General features: G+C 61.0%; 19 protein-coding genes and 2 pseudogenes. 11 read left to right on the top strand and 10 right to left on the bottom strand.

Translation table 11 applies throughout. The features are described 5' to 3' along the window. The 7 genes and pseudogenes from AC6RA8_RS14735 to AC6RA8_RS14705 form a co-directional block, all read left to right on the top strand. Nucleotides 1-206, top strand: a pseudogene (locus AC6RA8_RS14735) (rod shape-determining protein MreD); the annotation flags it as partial. Continuing rightward, the gene (gene mrdA, locus AC6RA8_RS14730) at nucleotides 203-2,146 is read left to right on the top strand and encodes a penicillin-binding protein 2 (protein ID WP_500353486.1); all 1,944 of its coding nucleotides are present in this window, start codon (nucleotides 203-205) and stop codon (nucleotides 2,144-2,146) included. The pseudogene AC6RA8_RS14735 and the gene mrdA, both read left to right, overlap by 4 nt. Beyond that, on the top strand, nucleotides 2,143-3,291 hold the full coding sequence (gene rodA, locus AC6RA8_RS14725; RefSeq protein WP_500353485.1) for a rod shape-determining protein RodA: 1,149 nt from the start codon (nucleotides 2,143-2,145) through the stop codon (nucleotides 3,289-3,291). The genes mrdA and rodA overlap by 4 nt, the downstream gene beginning before the upstream one ends. Nucleotides 3,292-3,293: 2 nt before the next feature. Beyond that, the gene (locus tag AC6RA8_RS14720; RefSeq protein WP_500353484.1) at nucleotides 3,294-3,767 is read left to right on the top strand and encodes a hypothetical protein; all 474 of its coding nucleotides are present in this window, start codon (nucleotides 3,294-3,296) and stop codon (nucleotides 3,765-3,767) included. A 105-nt stretch (nucleotides 3,768-3,872) separates the two neighbouring features. After that, nucleotides 3,873-4,283: a VOC family protein gene (locus AC6RA8_RS14715; RefSeq protein ID WP_500353483.1), complete on the top strand. Its 411-nt coding sequence runs from the start codon at nucleotides 3,873-3,875 to the stop codon at nucleotides 4,281-4,283. Further along, nucleotides 4,280-5,212 (top strand): 2-hydroxyacid dehydrogenase, encoded by a 933-nt coding sequence (locus tag AC6RA8_RS14710; protein WP_500353482.1) that lies wholly within the window; start codon nucleotides 4,280-4,282, stop codon nucleotides 5,210-5,212. Before AC6RA8_RS14715 ends, AC6RA8_RS14710 begins: the two co-directional genes overlap by 4 nt. A 194-nt stretch (nucleotides 5,213-5,406) precedes the next feature. Further along, nucleotides 5,407-5,823 carry a hypothetical protein gene (locus tag AC6RA8_RS14705; protein WP_500353481.1) on the top strand — a complete coding sequence of 139 codons (417 nt, stop codon included), beginning with the start codon at nucleotides 5,407-5,409 and terminating at the stop codon, nucleotides 5,821-5,823. Nucleotides 5,824-5,853: 30 nt separating this feature from the next. Here the strand turns inward: AC6RA8_RS14705 and AC6RA8_RS14700 are convergent, their stop codons facing one another. The 7 genes from AC6RA8_RS14700 to AC6RA8_RS14670 all read right to left on the bottom strand — a co-directional run bounded on the left by AC6RA8_RS14700 (nucleotide 5,854) and on the right by AC6RA8_RS14670 (nucleotide 13,065). After that, nucleotides 5,854-6,249, bottom strand: a complete 396-nt coding sequence (locus AC6RA8_RS14700) for a GFA family protein (RefSeq protein WP_500353480.1) — start codon at nucleotides 6,247-6,249, stop codon at nucleotides 5,854-5,856. A 181-nt stretch (nucleotides 6,250-6,430) separates the two neighbouring features. Next, on the bottom strand, nucleotides 6,431-8,443 hold the full coding sequence (locus AC6RA8_RS14695) for a M3 family metallopeptidase (protein WP_500353479.1): 2,013 nt from the start codon (nucleotides 8,441-8,443) through the stop codon (nucleotides 6,431-6,433). A gap of 37 nt (nucleotides 8,444-8,480) precedes the next feature. Further along, entirely contained in the window at nucleotides 8,481-9,539 is a 1,059-nt protein-coding gene (locus AC6RA8_RS14690) for a HesA/MoeB/ThiF family protein (RefSeq protein WP_500353478.1), read from the bottom strand. Then, on the bottom strand, nucleotides 9,539-10,000 hold the full coding sequence (gene dut / locus AC6RA8_RS14685; protein ID WP_500353477.1) for a dUTP diphosphatase: 462 nt from the start codon (nucleotides 9,998-10,000) through the stop codon (nucleotides 9,539-9,541). The genes AC6RA8_RS14690 and dut overlap by 1 nt, the downstream gene beginning before the upstream one ends. A 52-nt stretch (nucleotides 10,001-10,052) precedes the next feature. Next, entirely contained in the window at nucleotides 10,053-11,246 is a 1,194-nt protein-coding gene (gene coaBC, locus AC6RA8_RS14680) for a bifunctional phosphopantothenoylcysteine decarboxylase/phosphopantothenate--cysteine ligase CoaBC (protein WP_500353476.1), read from the bottom strand. A 146-nt stretch (nucleotides 11,247-11,392) separates the two neighbouring features. After that, complete coding sequence (locus tag AC6RA8_RS14675) at nucleotides 11,393-12,190, bottom strand: ChaN family lipoprotein (RefSeq protein WP_500353475.1); 798 nt, start codon at nucleotides 12,188-12,190, stop codon at nucleotides 11,393-11,395. After that, on the bottom strand, nucleotides 12,187-13,065 hold the full coding sequence (locus AC6RA8_RS14670) for an RNA polymerase factor sigma-32 (protein WP_189367776.1): 879 nt from the start codon (nucleotides 13,063-13,065) through the stop codon (nucleotides 12,187-12,189). Before AC6RA8_RS14670 ends, AC6RA8_RS14675 begins: the two co-directional genes overlap by 4 nt. A 91-nt stretch (nucleotides 13,066-13,156) precedes the next feature. Between AC6RA8_RS14670 and cobU the strand changes: the two genes are divergently transcribed. The 3 genes from cobU to AC6RA8_RS14655 are packed head-to-tail and all read left to right on the top strand — an operon-like array spanning nucleotide 13,157 to nucleotide 14,987. Then, nucleotides 13,157-13,678: a bifunctional adenosylcobinamide kinase/adenosylcobinamide-phosphate guanylyltransferase gene (cobU, locus tag AC6RA8_RS14665; protein WP_500353474.1), complete on the top strand. Its 522-nt coding sequence runs from the start codon at nucleotides 13,157-13,159 to the stop codon at nucleotides 13,676-13,678. After that, nucleotides 13,675-14,247: a histidine phosphatase family protein gene (locus AC6RA8_RS14660; RefSeq protein ID WP_500353473.1), complete on the top strand. Its 573-nt coding sequence runs from the start codon at nucleotides 13,675-13,677 to the stop codon at nucleotides 14,245-14,247. The genes cobU and AC6RA8_RS14660 overlap by 4 nt, the downstream gene beginning before the upstream one ends. A 59-nt stretch (nucleotides 14,248-14,306) precedes the next feature. Beyond that, the gene (locus AC6RA8_RS14655) at nucleotides 14,307-14,987 is read left to right on the top strand and encodes a glutathione S-transferase (RefSeq protein ID WP_500353472.1); all 681 of its coding nucleotides are present in this window, start codon (nucleotides 14,307-14,309) and stop codon (nucleotides 14,985-14,987) included. Here AC6RA8_RS14655 and AC6RA8_RS14650 read toward each other — a convergent pair. Next, nucleotides 14,977-15,309 (bottom strand): annotated as a pseudogene (locus AC6RA8_RS14650) (DnaJ family domain-containing protein). The gene AC6RA8_RS14655 and the pseudogene AC6RA8_RS14650 sit on opposite strands and share 11 nt — an antisense overlap. 102 nt (nucleotides 15,310-15,411) lie before the next feature. On the opposite strand from AC6RA8_RS14650, the gene AC6RA8_RS14645 reads away from it, so the two are divergent. Then, nucleotides 15,412-16,923, top strand: a complete 1,512-nt coding sequence (locus tag AC6RA8_RS14645; RefSeq protein ID WP_500353487.1) for a YifB family Mg chelatase-like AAA ATPase — start codon at nucleotides 15,412-15,414, stop codon at nucleotides 16,921-16,923. On the opposite strand, the gene AC6RA8_RS14640 is transcribed toward AC6RA8_RS14645, so the two are convergent. Further along, nucleotides 16,893-17,804 (bottom strand): alpha/beta hydrolase, encoded by a 912-nt coding sequence (locus AC6RA8_RS14640; protein WP_500353471.1) that lies wholly within the window; start codon nucleotides 17,802-17,804, stop codon nucleotides 16,893-16,895. The genes AC6RA8_RS14645 and AC6RA8_RS14640 overlap by 31 nt on opposite strands. After that, nucleotides 17,801-18,726: glutathione synthase (gene gshB / locus AC6RA8_RS14635; RefSeq protein ID WP_500353470.1), on the bottom strand; the 926-nt coding region annotated here is incomplete at its 5' end. The genes AC6RA8_RS14640 and gshB, both read right to left, overlap by 4 nt.

The following is an 18,726-nucleotide window of genomic DNA, read 5'->3' as shown; positions in this document are numbered from 1 at the left end:
CCGTGCTCTGGATCGTGGGCATCGGCATCGCCTACCGGCTCGCACTGGCCATTTTTCTGGTCGAAGTCCCGCAACTTGGCCCAGCTCTGATCCAGATCGTCGTGACGGCCATAGCCTATCCGGTGGTCGTCGCAGTCACTCACCTGTTGATGGGTGTGCGCAAACCAACACCCGGCGACATTGACGGCAAGGGGGTAAGGTCATGAAACGGCCCCGCATCGATACCGAGGCAAACCACCGTCTGGTCACGCGCCGCGCGGCCATCCTGGGTGGGGTGCAACTGGCCTTTGTCGGCGCACTTGGCGCGCGCATGCAGTTCCTTCAGGTCGATCAGGCTGACCAGTTCCGCCTGCTCGCCGAAGAAAACCGGATCAACATCCGGCTTATCCCGCCGTCACGTGGCGAAATCTTTGACCGCAACGGTGTGCCCTTGGCCCGCAATGTTCCAAGCTACCGTATCGTTATCGTGCGCGAAGATGCGGGTGAGGTCGAAGAGGTGGTTCAAAGCCTCGGCAATCTCGTCTCGCTTGATCCGGACGAGGTGGAACGGGCAATGGCCGAGATGAAACGCTCGGCCCCCTTCCTGCCCATCACCTTTGCTGACGAAGTCAGCTGGGAAGATCTGAGCCGCGTCAGCGTCAACGCCCCGGCCCTGCCCGGTGTGACACCCGAAGTGGGCCTGAGCCGCGTGTACCCGCTGGGGTCAGACTATGCCCACGTGCTGGGCTATGTCGGACCGGTCAGCGACTACGATCTGGAGCGGATCGAGGACCCGGACCAATTGCTGCGTATCCCCCGGTTCCAGATCGGGAAGGTCGGCGTCGAGGCCAAAGTCGAAGAGAACCTGCGCGGCAAAGCGGGTGCTCGCCGGGTCGAGGTCAACGCCGCGGGCCGGGTGATGCGCGAGTTGGACCGACAGGAAGGTATCGCCGGGTCCGATATGCAACTGACCGTCGACGCCAAGTTGCAAAGCTATGTGCAGGCACGTCTGAGTGGCGAAAGCGCCAGTGCAGTTGTCATGGACGTCCGGTCTGGCGATTTGATGGCGATTGCATCAGCACCAACCTTTGACCCGAACCTGTTCGTGCGAGGCATTTCCAGCCGCGACTACAAGGCTCTGACCGAAAACAAGTATCGCCCCCTCGCGTCCAAAACGGTGCAGGGCACGTATCCGCCCGGATCGACGTTCAAGATGATCACCGCCATGGCCGCACTCGAAGCAGGGCTGATTGGCCCAGACGAAACAGTCTATTGCCCCGGCCACCTGACAGTCAGCGGGCGCCGGTTCCATTGCTGGAAACGCGCAGGGCATGGTTGGGTCGATCTGGAAACATCGCTCAAACGGTCGTGCGACGTCTATTACTATGACCTTGCCGTTAAGGTCGGGATTGAAAAGATCACCGCCATGGCCAACCGATTTGGGCTCGGCGAACGCCACGATATCCCCATGTCAGCGGTGGCCAAAGGTCTGACGCCGACCAAGGACTGGAAGCAACGCGTGCATGATCAAAGCTGGGTTGTGGGTGACACCGTGAATGCCTCGATCGGCCAGGGCTTCATGCTCGCCTCGCCCCTGCAGCTTGCTGTGATGACGGCGCGGCTGGCATCGGGCATGGCCGTCAAACCGCGCCTGATCAAGACCATCGACGGGATTGAACAACCTTCTGGTGAGGGCGAAAGCCTCGGGATGAACGAAAACAACCTGCGCAAGATGCGCCGTGCGATGTACGCGGTGGTCAATGACCGGCGCGGCACAGCCTATGGCAGCCGCATCATCGAAGATGCGGTGCGCATGGCGGGCAAGACCGGCACCAGCCAGGTGCGCAACATCACCGCCGCCGAACGGCGCGCGGGCGTGGTCCGGAACGAGGACCTGCCATGGGAACGCCGAGACCATGCGCTGTTCGTGAATTTCGCGCCCTATGAGGATCCTAAATACGCGGTGGCCGTTGTGGTCGAGCATGGCGGTGGCGGGTCCAAGGCGGCGGCCCCAATTGCCCGGGACATAACATTGCAAGCGCTCTACGAAGGTGAGCCCCCGCTTGAGGCCTACCCGACCAAGGATCGTGGCCGCATCGAAACGCAGCAGCAGATGCTGCGCGGTATGCAACCCGTCGCCAATATCGCGGGAAGCGATCAGGCATGAGTTATCTTGAATACACGGTCAAACATGTCCCCACGGGGCCACGCAAAATCCTGTTCCTGAACTGGCCCCTCGCCCTGCTTCTGGCTGCTGTGGCGGGCGTTGGCTTCCTCATGCTTTTCTCTGTTGCGGGTGGCTCGTTCAGCCCATGGGCCGAGCCGCAGATGAAACGCTTTGCTATGGGCTTTGTTCTGATGCTGGTCGTGGCGATGGTGCCCATTTGGTTCTGGCGCAACATGGCTGGTGTCGCGTTCGCGGGGACATTGCTGTTGCTTTTGGGCGTTGAATTGTTCGGGTCTGTCGGCAAGGGCGCGCAGCGATGGATTGATCTGGGTTTCATGCGGCTGCAGCCGTCGGAACTGGCCAAGGTCACGCTGGTGATGATCCTGGCCGCCTATTACGACTGGTTGCCCAGCCACAAGAAATCGCGCCCGTTCTGGGTGCTCATCCCTGTTGTGCTGATCCTGCTGCCTGTGGCGATGGTGTTGCGTCAACCTGATCTGGGCACGTCGATCCTGCTGCTGGCAGCCGGCGGCGGGATGATGTTTGTCGCGGGTGTGCACTGGGCCTATTTCGCCGCCGTGATCGGCGCGGGCGTGGGCCTGATTACAGCCGTCTTCCAGTTCCGTGGCACCGAATGGCAGTTGCTGAAGGACTATCAGTACAGGCGGATCGATACGTTCCTTGATCCGGCCTCGGACCCGCTGGGGGCGGGTTACCACATCACGCAGTCCAAGATCGCGCTGGGATCAGGTGGCTGGACGGGAAGGGGCTTTATGCAGGGCACGCAGTCGCGGCTGAACTTCCTGCCGGAAAAGCACACTGACTTCATCTTTACCACTCTCGCCGAAGAGTTTGGGTTCATCGGGGCGTTTTCGCTGCTGTTCCTTTATGCCCTGATCATCCTGTTCTGCGTCGTCTCGGCACTCGCCAACAAGGACCGGTTTTCGTCACTGCTGATCCTTGGCATCGCTTTGAACTTTTTCCTGTTCTTTGCCGTCAACATGTCGATGGTCATGGGCCTGGCGCCGGTTGTGGGCGTGCCCCTGCCGCTGGTCAGCTATGGCGGATCAGCGATGCTGGTTCTGATGCTGGCCTTTGGCCTTGCCCAAAGCGCGCATGTGCATCGACCCCGACAGGGGCACTGATCGTGCATCATCTTGATCCGTTTCGCGCGCGGACTGTGCTGCCGTTGGACCTCGAACACTCCGCAGGATGGCAGCTGAAGCGGTACGCCATTCTGGCCGACGGGCGTGCCTTCTCGGACGAGATTGCAGCGGCTGCAACCGCCGCCGCCTTTGATCGCCTGCCAAAGGCTGGCACATTGGACGATGCCGATGGCAACCATGGCGTCGGCTTTCAGTTGACCCACTTTGCCGAGACCGCCGTGGTATCACCGGTGTTCTATTGGCAGTGGGGCAGCGTGTTGGCGCATATTGATCAGCTGCGCGCCCCTTGGGACGACCCCACACGCTTTGACACGGGCAAGACGGAGGTCTTTGGCTGCGTTTGGGAGATGGAAATCGTGACATTTGAAACGCGTGCATGGACATCCACGATGCTGTCCGATCACGGCACCCCACACGAAAGGCTGAAGGCGTATTTGGAAAAGGTCGCCACCTGAGGGACCCATCGCGGATCCATGTGGGCAGCATCACAAGACGCGGTTTTGCATTCACCCTCTTCAACGCTACACCGACACCCGAACGACTTTGACGCGGAGATGCCCATGGCCCTGTTTCACCTTGCCTTCAACGTGACCGATCTGGATGCGACCCGCGCGTTCTATGGTGATCTGCTGGGCTGTGCCGAGGGGCGCAGCACGGACACCTGGGTGGATTTCGATTTCTTTGGCCACCAGCTCAGCTGCCATCTGGGCAAACCGTTTGACAGCGCCCCAACAGGCAAAGTCGGGGACCACGATGTACCCATGCCCCATTTCGGGGCTGTCTTGCCCATGTCTGACTGGCGCGCGCTGGCCGACAGGCTGATGGCCGAGGGTGTCGATTTCATCTTGTCCCCGCAGATACGGTTCGAAGGGCAGCCGGGCGAACAGAGCACCATGTTCTTTACCGACCCGTCCGGCAACCCGATCGAGATTAAGGGCATGGCTGACCTGGACGAGGCTTTTGCCACATGAGCGTGAATGTCCTGTTTGCCGCCACCGAAGATCGCTGGACCGAATACGAAGTGCCTTTGCGCAAAGAGGTCGCCGCCGTCGGCGTCGACGCCCATATCGCGACCGACATCCCAACCGATCAGGTCGACTACATCGTCTATGCCCCCAATTCCGAAGTGAAGGATTTCACCCCGTTCACCCGTGCCAAGGCGGTGTTGAACCTGTGGGCCGGGGTCGAGGCCATCGTCGGCAATCCGACCCTGCACCTGCCGCTGGCACGTATGGTTGATCCTGCGCTGACACAGGGGATGATCGAATGGGTAACTGGTCATATCCTGCGCCTGCATTTGGGCATGGATGCGCATATCAACGCTGCCCCCGGCACGTGGGAACCAAAGGCTCCGCCGCTGTCCTTTGACACGCGCGTCACTGTGCTGGGACTGGGTGAGTTAGGTGCTGCCTGCGCCACGGCGCTGGCTGGACTGGGCTTTGCCGTGACGGGTTGGAGCCGGTCCCAAAAGGACATACCCGGCATCACATGCCTCTCCGGTGCGGGTGGGCTGGATCAGGCGCTCAGCATGGCAGATTACTGCGTTCTGCTCTTGCCCAAGACCCCGGCAACCGAGAACACTCTGAACGCCCGCACGCTGGCCTTGATGCCCGAAGGTGCGCGCATCCTGAACCCGGGACGCGGCCCATTGATCGATGACGAAGCGTTGCTGGCGGCCTTGAACACGGGCCACATTGATCATGCAACGCTGGACGTGTTTCGTGTCGAACCCCTGCCCGCAGATCACCGGTATTGGACCCACCCGCGCGTCACGGTGACACCGCATGTGGCGTCAGAGACCCGCGCGGCCTATTCCAGCAAGACCGTTGCCGAGAACATCCGCCGGGGCGAGGCCGGGGAGCCATTCTTGTACCTTGTGGACCGATCAGCAGGGTACTGAACCGTCTTTTTGGCCAGCTATGCACGACTGAAAGCGGCTTGCACAGACTGCCACTTCAGCCTGAGTGTTCGCGCATTGCGGTAACGCGCTGCTCATTCCGAATTTAGGCGGCTTTCATTTGTTTGCGGAATTCTTTTCACCCCGTCCCGTCATGCTCTTTGGGAGAGATACCGGAGCATAGAAGGGCAAAGACCATGTTTGATAGTTTCAACTTTTCTGACCAGCCATATGCCGACGACGTGCAACACGCCCCCCTTGGGCAAACGGCTTATCAGCACCGCGTGACACCAAATGTCTGGGCACTACGGAACCGCGGAGAAAGCGAAAGCGCGTTGGATTGTGAAACGGCCGTGGCACTGGCCTGTTTTGTCGGTCCCGTCTTTGAAGCAGTGGAAGACTGGCCCGAGCTGGTCAACGCATTGGAAACACGAGGGTTCCACATTGTGTTCGAGACAGACGAGTTAACGTTGATCCACGGGGAAACCGGGATCAGCCTGTGCACCTGCGCATCGCTTGGGTACGGGTTTCCCTCTCTGAAGGCGCGACTTGGGAAACCGAAAATCCATCCGGGATCGCACAGGATTGTATACTGTAGCCTCAGGGCTGCTTGACCACGGCGTATCCGCTCAATCGGGCACGTCTTAAAACCATAGATCCTTCACCGTTCGTCCGTCGCTTGCCAGTGCGGTGAAGCTGTCGCACCCGTCAAAGTGGCGAATTGGAAGTGCGCTGACCGCTTCAAGATCGGACATCCGGACATTCACCGCAGATTGTTTGCGCCCATCTTCGTTCGGGTCGCGCGCGACGTAGTGTGTCACACACCCGCAATCGCGGCAGAAATGAAAAACGATGTCACCGCTATCCGCGCGCGTGTAGGTTTCAGTGTGCCCCTTCGTCTGAATTTCGTGATGCAAATACCCATAGGCCCACAAGGCACCATAGCGCCGACAGATCGTGCAATTGCACGCTGTGACAGAGGTTGGCCCTGTCTCAAAGGTCCAGCTCACCTGACCGCAATGGCAGTTTCCCTTCAGCATGGCTCACTCCCCGCACTTGGAACCACATGCGTTCCTTGCGGTTTCGGCAAGCGGTCCGTGATATCCACGTCAAGTCATCTCCATCAGCCCAACGGTTTTCACCGCCATCATAACATCTACCAAGTACGGTCATGACACCAGCATTGGTGGTTCGCGGCTAAGCGGGACTAGGGCCGGCGCTTCACGCGGCGAGCCCCCGCCCTTTGAGCAGCGCGTCTACACCCGGCAAGCGGCCCCGGAATGCTATGTAGAGATCAGCGGCATCCACACTGCCACCGGTGCTGAGGATATGTTCCTCAAGTGCTGCAGCCTTTTCAGGATCGAACGGTCCATCCGCTTCTTCGAAGGCGGCAAAGGCGTCCGCATCCATCACCTCGGACCACATGTAGCTGTAGTAGCCAGACGAATATCCGTCGCCTGCAAAGACGTGGGCAAAATGCGGCGTGGCATGGCGCATCCCGATGGCGTGCGGCATCTCAAGGCGCTCCAGCACCTCGGCCTGTTTCTGCATCGGATCGGCCGGGGCATCCCCGTCATGGAAGTCGAGGTCGACAAGGGCCGAGGCAACATATTCCACCGTCTGGAACCCCATGTCATAGGTCGCTGCGGCCAGCACGTTGTCGAGCAGGGTTTGCGGCATCGCCTCCCCGGTCTCAGCATGGGTCGCAAACTCATGCAGCACCTGCGGCACCTCCAACCAGTGTTCATAAAGCTGGCTGGGCAGTTCGACAAAATCGCGGGCAACCGAAGTACCACTGATCGACTCGTAGGTCACGTTTGACAGCATCTGATGCAGCGCATGACCAAACTCGTGGAACAATGTACGCGCATCGTCATAGGACAGGAGCGCCGGATCGCCCTTGGCGAAGTTGCACACGTTGATGACGATGGGCGTTTGCGGTTTGGGGTGTTTGGCCTGGCTGCGCATGGCCGAGCACCACGCCCCCGACCGTTTTGAACCGCGTGCAAAATAGTCGCCGATGAACACGGCCACGTGCTCACCCTCTCGCGTAACCTCCCACGCGCGGCAATCCGGGTGGTAGAGCGGGATGTCGAGCGGTTTGAAGTTGAGGTTGAACAGGCGCGTCGCACAGTCGAAAGATGCATCAATCATCCGGTCGAGTTGGAAGTACGGCTTCACCTCTGCCTCATCGAGATCATGCAGTTCTTTGCGTCGTTTTTCCGCATAGAAGCGCCAGTCCCAGGGTTCCAGTGGGCCATCAATGCCGTCCTGATGCAGCATTTGTTCCAGCACCCAGGCATCCGCGTTGGCCTGTGATTTGGCCGGTTCCCACACGGCCATCAGCAGATCGCGCACGGCCTCGGGCGTCTTGGCCATCTCGGTTTCCAACTTGAAGTTGGCAAAGTTGTCGTAGCCCAGCAGCTTGGCCCGTTCCTCGCGCAGCTTCAGGATCTCGGCGGCGATGGCGCGGTTGTCCGTCTTGCCACCATTGGCCCCGCGCGCCGTCCACGCGCGATAGGCTTTCTCGCGCAGGTCACGGCGGGTCGAGAATTGCAGGAAGGGCACGATGATCGACCGGGACAGAGTGACAACCGGGCCGCCAGCCTCTTTCTCTTCGCCCGCAGCCCGGGCCGCATCGACGACGAAAGCCGGCAGGCCTGCCATATCGCCTTCGCTCAATGCCATGTACCAGTCCCTTTCATCTGCCAGCAGGTTCTGGGTGAAGGCGGTGCCCAGTTCGGCCAATCGTCCCTTGATCTCTTTCATGCGGGTGTCATCCGCGCCTTCAAGGGCGGCACCGGACCGGACATAGTTGCGGTGGGTCAGCATCAGCACGCGGGCCTGTTCGTCTGTCAGGTCCAGATCGTCGCGGGCGTCCCACACGGCGGCAATGCGGGCAAACAGCGCCTTGTTGCTGGAAATCTCGGCAAAGTGCGCCGCCAGCTTGGGAGAGAAGTCCCGTTGCAGCGCCTCGCGCTGTGGATTGCTGTCCGCCCCCACGACCGTAAAGAACGTGCCCAACACCTTTTCCAAGCCATCGCCCGCCGCCTCAAGCGCCTCGATCACATTGGCGAATGTGGGTGCGGCATCACTGCTGGCAATGGCGTCGATCTCGGCCTTATGGGCGTCCAATGCGATGTCGAGCGCCGGGGCAAAATCGTCGTCCGAAATGGCATCAAAGGGGGCGATCTGGAACGGGGTGTCCCAGTCGGCAAGCAGCACGTTGGTCATGGGCAGATCTCCTTTGACGACCGATGTAGGGCGGGGTTCACCCGGCCACCACCCCGGCGCAGGTTTCACAGTCTTTTCGGCGGGCCAGCGTGATCTTGCGGCTTTCACCGTAGAGCGCGTCGTAGATCACCATCTCGCCCCGGAGCGGAGTGCCCGCGCCCGTGATCAGCTTGATCGCTTCCACCGCCATCATCGAACCAACCACGCCGGGCAAGGGGCCAATCACCCCGGCCTCGGCACAGTTCGGTGCCAGTTCGGCGGCGGGTGCTTCGGGAAATATGCAGCGGTAGCAGGGGGCGTCATGAGCCGGGTCGAAGACACTCACCTGCCCTTCCCATTGCGTCAGCGCGCCCGAGATCAGGGGGACGCCCGCACGTACGGCGGCGGCGTTGACGCGGTAGCGGGTGTCGAAATTGTCGGTGCCGTCGATCACCAGTTCATATTCGGCCACAAGGTCGTCCACCACGTCATCGGTCAAGCGGCGGTGATAAGGGCGCACCGTGACAAAGGGATTCTGCGCTTCCATCGCGGCCTGAGCGGAAAAGACCTTGGGCATCCCGATCCGGTCATCCGTGTGGATGGTCTGGCGCTGCAGGTTGGTGTTTTCAACCGTGTCGTCGTCGATCACGCCGATGGTCCCGACCCCGGCAGCGGCGAGGTATTGCAGGACCGGCGCGCCAAGCCCCCCTGCCCCGACCACCAGAACCTTTGCGTCCTTGAGCCGTTTCTGACCAACGCCGCCCACCTCACGCAGCACGATGTGGCGGGCATAGCGGTTGAGTTCGGTGTCGGTGAACGGCCCGTCTTGTGTCTCGGGCGGCGTCGCCTTGGCCTCCGTCACCTCGGCATGGCTGCGGAGCTTGCGCAGGACGGCCCGGTAGCCAACGGCGATGGCGGCAAAGCCGCCCACAATCAGCCACAGCGCCGGACTTTCGCCGGTCGCCATGCGCAGCGGGTGTCCGGCAGGCAAAGCCACCTGAATGGCCAGAACCACAACGTAGAGCAGCCCGATCATCAGCCACCGCGCCTTGCGCGGCGTGTTCATCATGGCGCCGATGCCCCACAACACCCCAGCCAGCACAAAGACCAGAAGCATCAGCCGCGCCCCGTGGAACCAAAGCCGCCCGCACCGCGGGCGGTGTCGTCCAGCGTATCAACCACGTCGAACGCGGCCTGTACGACAGGGGCCAGCACCATCTGCGCGATCCGCATGCCATGGGTCACGTCGAACGGCTGGTCTGAAGTATTGAGAAGGATCACCCCCACCTCGCCCCGATAGTCGCTGTCGATCGTGCCCGGGCTGTTGACCAGCGCGATGCCATGCTTCAGCGCAAGACCGGAGCGCGGGCGCACCTGCACCTCGAACCCTTGCGGTATCGCCATCGCCAGCCCGGTCGGGATCAATGCGCGTTCGCTTGGTGCGAGTGTCACGGTCTGGCCGTCACGGAGATTGGCGCGGAGGTCTGCACCCGCCGCACCATCTGTCTCATAGGCGGGCAAGGCAATCGCCGGGTCCGCCCCCGCGACGCGCATGATTTTCAATGCAACTCTGCTCATCTTCACCTTGCCAAATAAACTCAAGTCCGACTGCTGCCAGTGGGTGTAGCCTTCACGTCAGCGCATCTGCGATCCGCTGAGCGAGGCGTTTCGCCACCTCGGCCTTGGACATGCGCGGCCATGGATCAGCGCCCTCTTCGGTGATCAGGATCACGGCATTCTCTGACCCGCCCATGATGCCTGTTTCGGGAGACACATCATTTGCCACGATCCAATCGCAGCTTTTGCGGGCACGCTTGGCAGTGGCGTGGGCCTCTACATCATCTGTTTCTGCAGCAAAGCCGACGACCAGCCCGGGTCTTCCGTTCGTCATCTGTGACACACCGGCCAGAATGTCCGGGTTCTCGGCAAATTCCAGCACTGGCAACCCGTCCTTCGACTTCTTGAGCTTGCGGTCACTGGCTGCCGCCACGCGCCAATCCGCGACGGCGGCGGCAAATACAGCCGCATCGGCGGGCAGGGCCGCGTCAACAGCCGCTTTCATCTCTTGTGCTGTCTGTACGGGTACAACACGCGCGCCTGCGGGGGCGGCAACATCCGCCGGGCCAGTGACAAAGGTCACATCGGCCCCCAGTGAAACCAGCGCGTTCGCGACAGCGGCGCCTTGCGCTCCGGAAGAGCGGTTGGCGATGTAGCGCACTGGGTCAATCGGTTCATGGGTTGGGCCAGATGTCACGAGCACATGCTTGCCCGTCAGAGGCTTGGGACCAAAATGCGTTTCGACCTCCGCGACGATTTCAAGTGGTTCGGACATGCGGCCGGGCCCGTATTCGCCGCAGGCCATGTCGCCGTCATTGGGACCGACCACGGCAACACCATCCTTCGCAACCTGGGCCAGATTGCGTTGCGTCGCTAGGTGATCCCACATACGGACATTCATCGCTGGCGCGATCATCACCGGTGTGTCGGTCGCCAAAAGTAGCGTCGACGCCAGATCATCCGCGCGGCCCTGCGCCATCTTTGCGATGATGTCCGCTGTGGCAGGAGCGACGAGGATCAGATCAGCGGAGCGGGAAAGCTGGATGTGCCCCATCTCGGCCTCGTCCGTGAGGTCGAAGAGGTCGCGGTAGATCTTTTCTCCGGCAAGGGCAGAAACCGACAAGGGGGTCACAAATTGCTCAGCCGCGTGGGTCAGAACAGGTGTGACCGCAGCGCCGCGTTCGCGTAGGCGGCGGATCAGGTCGAGCCCTTTATAGGCTGCGATCCCACCTGTCAGGATGAGCAGAATTCGTTTGTCTTGCAGCATGATAGCGTGTCCGGCTGGCTGTCTTCGCCGTGACCATAGGCGGACACAGCACCAAGAACCAGCCCTTCGGATGTCAGGGGGCTAGCCTCCTCGACATGCGGCCTCACCGCCGGGGTTTTTCGAAACAGGGAAGAGGCAGCGTCAGGTCATTGATTGAATACAGCGCAAGGGTCGTCGCGGTCTGGGGAGGCCGCGCCATTCAGCGTCCAGGAAAACACGCCGTCCGGCGGCTCTTGGCGTTCGCCCTGCCCAATGGATGTGACGGACAATGTTGGGCGCGCGCGCATCAGGTACACAGGCACACCCCAATCAAGTCTTGCATGCCCGTTGCCGGTGATCAGCACCACCGGGCTGCCATAGGTCTCCAGCGCCTCGATCACAGACCGGGCGAAGGCGGCGTCGCGCAGGCGCTGTGCCTCGACCATGCCGCCCATCATCTCCAGCGGCATGGCTTCGCAATGGGCATCGAACTGGTTGAGTTCACGGATGGCCTGTTCGTCTTCTGGCAGGGGATCGGTCAGGCCGTAGATATCTACGCCCGTGCCGAATACCTCTGCCGCGCCAGAGCTGAAGGCAGCGCGCATATCCTCGCGCGACAGGGCTGCACCAACGATGACTGGACTGACGGCCAGAATGTCTGCGTAGTCTGCGATGTTGGACCACTGGACGCGATCGGTTGCGTCGCGCATTGCGCCGGGGTCACGGGGTATTTCCGACAATGACTGCGCCTCATCTGGCGTCAGCATTTCAAAGACAACCGCCTTTGGCTGAATGACCTGTACCGCGTTTGCCTGTTCAGCGTGGTGCTGCGGGTTGTCGTGCAACTCACCCATGATCAGCACGTCACCTGAAAAGTCGGACCAATCGGTTGCCGCAAATAGAAATGCCGCCGTCGACAGGGTCGCAACGGCGGCAAGAGTGATGCGTTTTATTAAGGTCCTCATACGAGGAAATGATGGACCTCGCGGCTTTGGTTTTCCAGTGCCTTGCGCATCTTTGTGAACGCCGCCGCCTCAAGCTGGCGTACACGCTCTTTCGATAAGCTCAGTTCCTGCCCGAGACTTTCCAGCGTCCTTGGGTCTTCGCGCAGCTTGCGCTCGCGCACGATGAACCGCTCGCGTTCATTCAATCCGTTCAACGCAGTCAGGAGCCATTCGCGCAACTGTTCGGTGTCATGCTCATGCTCGACAGTTTCCGCTGCCTGAGCACTGTCATCTTCCAGTGCGTCGATCCATTCGCGGCCTTCGTCATCGACAGATTGGGTAGCGTTCAACGAGTAATCCGACCCCGACAGGCGCCCTTCCATCATTTCGACATCGTGCAGGGGCACGCCAATCTCGGTCGAGATCATCTGGCGCAGCTGGTGTTTGTCCAATGTCTCCCCTGCAGCCGCGCTTTCGCGTTCGAGCCGGGCCTGCACACGGCGCATGTTGAAGAAAAGGGATTTCTGGCTGCTGGTCGAACCGGTCCGCACCATCGACCAGTTGCGCATCACGTAGTCCTGGATAGACGCCTTGATCCACCAGACCGCATATGTCGAAAATCGCACGCCTCGGTCAGGGTCGAACTTGTCCGCTGCCTTCATCAGGCCAAGGCCTGCTTCTTGGATCAAATCATTCATCGGCGCGCCGTAGCGTTTGAACTTAGACGCCATCGAGATCGCCAGCCGCATATAGGCCGTGATCAGGCGGTGAAGCGCCGCCTCGTCCCGCTCGTCTCGCCAGGCATATGCAAGCCGCAGTTCCGTCTCTGCATCCAGCAACTCGGCTTTCATCGCCGTGCGCGATAGAGACATGTCTCGAACATTATCCAATGCCATGTAGTCATCCCCCTGGATGGTTATGCTTGTTTTGCGCACTTGATATGGATACGGGTCGAACCCGCGATTGGTTCACTCGTGAGACGAAAAAATGTTGCCCAACACGACACTCGTTCTAGGTGGAGCGGCTTCGGGAAAGTCGCAATGGGCGGAATCTCTGATCCTTAACAGTGGGTTAACGCCGGTCTACCTCGCGACATCACGTATTTGGGATCAAGAGATGCAGGCCAAGGTCGATCTGCACAAAGCACGGCGCGGGGCTGAGTGGACGACAATCGACGCGTCGGATGGGGTCGAGGATGGGCTGCGCAGCGCGACCCCGGAGCAGTCCGTGTTGTTGGATTGCGCAACCATGTGGCTGACCAACCTAATGATGGATGAGGCAGACGTTGGCGCGGCCCAGACCGATCTGCTGGCCGCACTTGCCGATTGCCCGGCCCCTGTTGTTGTCGTGTCAAACGAGGTTGGTCAGGGCATTGTGCCCGAGAACGCCCTCGCCCGCCGGTTCCGCGAGGCACAGGGGCGCCTGAACATCGCCTTGGCTGCGCAAGCGGACACCGTGTGGCATGTGCTGGCCGGTCTGCCGCAACTGCGCAAGGGGGAGGCGCCATGACCACGTGGCACTGGGTGCGGCATGGACCGACCCATCAAAATACGTTTACAGGCTGGCGGGATGTCGATGCCGATCTGGGCGACACTGGCGCCATTTCCCGGCTGGCGACCCATCTGCCCGACGATGCCCTAGTCATCTCGTCTGACCTGACCCGGTCCATAAACACAGCAACAGCATTACAAGGCGCGCGCACGCGCCTGCCTCATGACCCAGCCTTACGCGAATTTCACTTCGGTACATGGGACGGCGTGCATTTTTCAACGGTGGCGGACTGGCACCCCGATCTGAGCCGCGCCTATTGGGAAACGCCCGGTGATCACGCCCCACCGGGTGGAGAAAGCTGGAATGCCTCCGCCGCCCGCGTGGCAATGGCAGTTCGCCGGATCGAAACTGCACATCCTGGTCGTCACATCATTGCCGTTGCTCATTTTGGTGTGATCTTGACCCAAGTACAGGCAGTACTGGGTATCACTGCGCATGACGTGCTGGCCCAAAAGATCGACCCACTGTCCGTGACCACCCTCAACCGGGCAACCGGAAAGGCAGAGGTCATCAATCACGCGCCGTGATGTGTCCCCCCACAAATCACCGTTGGGCAAAGGCACGTGCCGCGGCCTAGCCTCCGCGCATGACTTACGACCTTTACATCGGCGACCGAACCTTTTCGAGTTGGTCGCTGCGCGGTTGGCTCATGCTAGAGAAATTCGGCCTGCCCTACCGCACCCACATGATTGGATTGTATTCCGGCACCATGGCGGATGACCTGGCGCCGCTGGCCCCTGCGCGTTTGGTGCCCACGTTGAAACTGCCGGACGGAACGGTGGTGGGCGAAAGCATCGCCATGGCCGAGACTTTGGCCGAACAGAACCCGGATGCGGGCCTGTGGCCCAAGGACGCCGCCGCCCGCGCCACCGCCCGGTGGCTTTGTGCCGAGATGGCATCGGGTTTCACCGCCTTGCGCGGCGCCTGCCCCATGCAGTTGCAACATGTAAACATAGGTTTCGAGGTATCGGAGGCGGTCCGGACCGATCTGGACCGGATCGAAACCCTTTGGCGCCATGCCGCCAAGTTCAAGATAGATGGCCCGTGGTTGTTTGGTGCCTATTCGCTGGCCGATGTGTTCTATGCCCCGGTATGCGCGCGGATCGTTGGCTATGACCTGACCGTATCCGAAATGGCACGAACGTACTGCGTGGCTACCGTCGCCGATCCGGCATTCGAGGCGTGGCGAGCAGAGGGGCAGAAAACGGTGTACGACCCGTTTCCTTACGACATGGGTTTACCCACGACAGAGTGGCCTAGCGCATGAACTTCTGGCGGGCTTCGCGGGCGATATTGTAGCGCAATTCCAATCGCGCGAGCTCCGTCATCGCTTCCTTGCGCGCTTCAGGATCGGTCAGGCGCGCGAGGCGCGCGCGCCGCTCGGCCAGCGCCTGTTTGATCTGTATCTCTTCGGGAACGACACCGGCTTAAGCCATGATCCGAAACCCGACCGCGTCACCAGCATCCGTCAAGGCATCTTCGGGCCGGTCAGGCAGCGGATTGCCTTCGCCCTCCAAACCATCGAGTTGGCCATCAAGACGCGCCTTCTGGATCTGCCGTTCAATCAGTTCGCGCAAGTCTCGCGTCATGCCGCACTCTATCAGACCCGGCGCGATCCCACCAGCAAGCACACTTTAACCAATCGTAAACCAAGCCCCCGTAACCGTTAACTAAGAGTGAGGGAGATGGTTATGGTCGCACGGGCCTATACAGTTGCATTTCAGGGTGTCGATGCCCGCGAGGTTGAGGTGCAGTGCGCCATGACCCCGGGCTTGCCCGCCTTTTCCATTGTCGGTTTGCCGGACAAGGCTGTGTCCGAGGCCCGAGACCGGGTTCGCGCTGCGCTGACGGCCATGTCCATCGCGCTGCCGTCAAAGCGGATTACGATTAACCTGTCCCCCGCAGACCTGCCCAAGGAAGGATCGCATTTCGACCTGCCTATCGCCTTGGCCCTGTTGGCCACGCTCGGCATCCTGCCAGAGGATACGGTGGAAGGGACCGTCGCCCTTGGCGAGCTGTCGCTGGACGGTACTCTTGTGCCCGTGCTGGGTGCACTACCCGCCGCTATGGCTGCCGCAGAACAGGACCGCGGGTTGCTGTGCCCCGCAGGATCGGGGGCAGAAGCGGCTTGGGTCGACGCGACCAAGGTGATCGCCGCGGCCTCTCTTGGTGACGTGGTACGACACTACACGGGGCAGGTCCCGCTGGAACCGGCAAAGGCGGGACAGATTGCCAGTGGTACCGGCCTGCCTGATCTGCGCGATGTGAAAGGACAGGAACGCGCCAAGCGTGCCATGGAAGTGGCCGCTGCCGGGCGGCACCATTTCCTGATGGTCGGCACGCCAGGGTCCGGTAAGTCGATGCTGGCCGCACGCCTGCCCGGCATCCTGCCGCCGCTGTCGGCGATGGAGGCACTTGAAACCTCGATGATCCATTCGCTCGCTGGATTGCTGGATGCAGGTGGCATTTCAATGGATCGCCCGTTCCGCGAACCGCACCACACCGCTTCCATGGCAGCCATAATCGGCGGCGGACGTGGGGCCAAGCCGGGTGAGGTGTCGCTGGCCCACAACGGCGTGCTGTTCATGGACGAGTTCCCCGAGTTCCCGCGCACCGTTCTTGAAACGCTGCGCCAACCGATTGAGACGGGGGAGGTCATGGTGGCCCGCGCCAACAACCACATCAAATATCCCTGCCGGTTCATGCTGGTGGCTGCCGCGAACCCTTGCAAATGCGGCTACCTATCGGACGCGTCTCGCGCCTGTGGTCGCGCACCGGCCTGCGGAGAGGACTATATGGGGCGCATTTCCGGCCCGCTCATGGATCGGTTCGATCTGCGGGTCGATGTGCCACCGGTCACCTATTCGGACCTTGACCTGCCAGCATCCGGCGACAGCTCTGCCACGGTCGCTGCGCGGGTCCATGCCGCACGCCAGCTGCAAGGCACACGCTTGGCCGATACGGGAATGCGCAGCAATGCGGATCTGAGCGGTGCCGCACTGGATGAATATGCCGCCCCTGATGCCGAGGGGCGCGACTTGCTCACCAAGGTCGCGGATCGGTTCGGGTTGTCGGCGCGTGGATATCACCGCGTATTGCGTGTTGCCCGGACCATTGCCGACCTCGACGGGTCAGAAGATGTGCGCAAACCACACGTGGCTGAGGCGGTCAGCTACCGCGTCCCAGCCCTCGTGCCTGTCTGAGCTTTGATCCAGGCGGCCAATCCGTTGAGGGTCTGCCGCGCCTCGGGCAGCGTGTTGTGGAACAGGGGCCAGACGTGCGGCAGATCGTGTTCCTCTACATAAGTCACATCGACACCTTGCCCCTGCATCCGCTCAACAACACGACGGCTGTCATCCAGCAGGATTTCTGTGTCCCCTGCCGTGATCCAAATTGGTGGCGCACCGGTAAAGTCGGCAAACAAGGGACTGGCCAGCGGATTGGTGGCATCTTCTCCGTTCAGGTACATCTGCAACATCTCACTTGCCCGTTCAGCCGGCAAAACGACATCCGACTGGGCATTGTCGCGAATGCTTGCCCCCGAAAAGGTCAAGTCGGTGAGCGGAGAGAACGCAAACATTGCATCCGGAGTCGGTTCCCCCTTCATCAACAAATGGGCAAGCAGTGACAGGGCCAGGCCACCACCGGCACTGTCCCCTCCGATTATGACAGGACCACCCTGCGCACGGCAGGCTTGATATGCTGCGATCGCGTGATCAAGCGCGGCAGGAAACGGATGTTCCGGTGCCAATGGATAGCAGGGCAAGACGGCTCGTGCTGCGGACCGCTTGGCCAAGGCGGCGACCATGGCACCGTGCGTTTGCGGCGATCCGAACACGTACCCACCACCATGGAAATACAAAATCGTCGCTTGCGGACCAGCACCCGTTCGAGGTGTCACCCAAAGAGCCTCAGCCCCCGCAAGCGTCTCACGTTTCAAGCGCATGGACAGAGGCGCATGAAAAAGCAGGCGCGCCTTGGTCTCAAGGCTGCGGCGCAGGGCGTCCGGTCCGGACGCCTTCTGCATGTGCGTCTTTTCCGTCAGGCGCAGATAGGTGTTGAGAAGAGGGCGCAGAAGGCTCACGCGATCTTCGCCTCTATGGCCTGCCAGATTTTCTCGGCAATATTCACGCCATCAAAACGTTCCAGCTCTTGGATACCGGTGGGCGAGGTCACGTTGATCTCTGTCAGGTAGTCGCCAATCACATCGATACCGACAAAGACCTGCCCCTTTTCCTTCAGTAAGGGTCCAATGGCTGCGCAAATCTCAAGATCGCGATCAGTCAGGCCGATCTTTTCTGGCCGCCCGCCCACGTGCATGTTCGACCGGGTCTCGCCCGCGGCAGGCACGCGGTTGATGGCGCCCACGGCCTCGCCATCCACAAGGATCACGCGCTTGTCGCCATTCGACACGTCTGGCAGGAACTTTTGCACGATCAGCGGCTCGCGGCTGAAGCCGGTAAACAGCTCATGGAGCGAGGTCAGGTTGCGATCATTGGCATCCAGACGGAACACGCCCGCGCCACCATTGCCGTAGAGCGGCTTCAGGATCACGTCGCCATGCTTGGCCTTGAACGCCTTGATTGTATCCAGATCGCGGGCAATCGTGGTGGGTGGTGTCAGGTCTGGGAAATCCAGCACCAGCAGCTTTTCGGGATAGTTCCGGACCCAGAACGGATCATTCACAACCAGTGCCTTCCCTTTCAGACGATCCAGCAAATGGGTCGAGGTGATGTAGTGCATGTCAAAGGGCGGGTCCTGCCGTAGCCATATGACATCGAAATCGGCCAGGTCGACTTCCTGTTCGAGGCCAAACTGTGCGTGTTCTCCCTGCACCCGCTGGACCGTGAAGTCATGGCCACGGGCCGTTATGCGTCCTTCCTGATAGGCAAGGTGATCGGGGGAATAGAAAAACAGGGTGTGTCCCCGGGCCTGCGCCTCTTCCGCCAAGCGGAAACTGCTGTCCGCATTGATGTCCACGGCCCCGATCGGGTCCATCTGAAAGG

This window comes from Tateyamaria sp. (assembly GCF_059783535.1).
The sequence above is the reverse complement of the archived record's forward strand: the minus strand, read 5'-3'. Positions and strand labels throughout refer to the sequence as shown.